This window comes from Bradyrhizobium sp. Leo170 (assembly GCF_004296405.1).
Classification (GTDB): domain Bacteria; phylum Pseudomonadota; class Alphaproteobacteria; order Rhizobiales; family Xanthobacteraceae; genus Bradyrhizobium.
Genome location: NZ_PSRR01000720.1, coordinates 1 through 1,376, shown reverse-complemented (window position 1 = coordinate 1,376; position 1,376 = coordinate 1). Strand labels below are relative to the sequence as shown.

Genomic DNA, 1,376 nt, shown 5'->3' with positions numbered 1-1,376 from the left:
CGCATCGTTTTCGGCCCGGGCTTGCCATAGTAGCCGTCCCATCCGCCCAGACGGGCAATGACCCAAGCGGCGAAGGCCAGTGAACCTTTAGGGTGCGCGTTCTTTTGCCGCTCGGTCTTGCCTTCCAGTTTGGCCGAGACGGCTTCGAGGATGGGTTGATCGGCAGGCTCGAAGGCCTCAAGCAGGTTTTGGCCGGTGGTGCCGTCGCGAGCCTTGACCAGTTGCATCACCGATACAGCCGCTACGGCCACAACAGCGGCGAACCTGATCATGGCCTCAGGATCACTGATGTCGGCGGCCTCGATATCGAAGCCTCCGGTCTTCTGCGTGTGGAAGTACTCCTCGACGACCCAGCGCATCCGATAGAGATCAACGGTTCTGCGCGCGTCGGCGATGTTGGTGACCGGATGGGTCGTCAGCAGTCGCCAGTGGATCGGCTTGCCACCCTCTGGCGTCGATGTCTCGCGCACGTCGACCACGGCCAATGTGACCGTGTCGGGCAGATCGGCAGTTCCATGCAGCGGCTTGCGCAGGGTCACACGCGAGAAGCGGATTGCCAGTTCGCTGCTGCGCGCCTTGCGTCCCGGAGCCGCAGGAATGTTCACTTTGAGCCGACCTGCTTCGGGCAGACTATCGATGTGCGAGAACAGCAGATCAATCTGCTCCTCCTCGATCCGCCGGTTCTGGCAGGCCCGCACGATCAAATGCGTAGTCTGCGGACGGAACGCGAAGTGCGCGTAGATGTCGCTTTCCCGGTCCGATACCACCGTGATGCTCGCAGCCTCCGCCAGCACCTCTGCGGCGCGCCTCGTGCTATCGAGCCAACGTTGCGATTCCTTCTGTTTCGTCGTTCGCGCCCGTCGATGCTTGGCCTTGCCGCCCGTGCGGTTCCACACCTTCGCATCGACGAGGCCGATCACTCCGCCGTTGCTGGCATCGACCGCCAGGGCGGCATGCAGCAACAGGCCCCGCAGCGCTCCGCCTTTCCCGATCGGCCCGTAGCCGTTCGCTTTCGCACGCCGCCCTCCCAGCGAAAGCTCGCTGGTATCCTGGACCACGACGACATCACGTCCCCTCGCCCGCGCCGCTGTGCGTTCCGCCGCGTACGCGGCTATCTCTTCTGCCGTCACCGCGTCGTTGCGAAGAAAGCGCGTGAACTGAATCTCACGCGCGCGGCTGCATTGCGCCAGTTGACGGATGCACGAGCCTGGCCGCGCAACCAGCGCCGCATGCAAATGCGCCCCCCTTTTTCCAGCCGCGCATCGCCAAACCGACCCAGCCCGTAGTCCATCCCAGACATCGCTCACTCCCGCGAATCATCGTTCAACTCACGGAATCAGCGATCAAATTCCTTCGCAAGATGTGCGAATATGACA

Annotated in this window: 1 protein-coding gene; it reads right to left on the bottom strand. The window is 63.1% G+C overall.

The window, feature by feature from the left end; all coding sequences use genetic code 11:
* Positions 1–1,235: IS4 family transposase (locus CWO89_RS44245; protein WP_165421613.1), on the bottom strand; the 1,235-nt coding region annotated here is incomplete at its 3' end.
* Positions 1,236–1,376 lie beyond the last annotated feature (141 nt).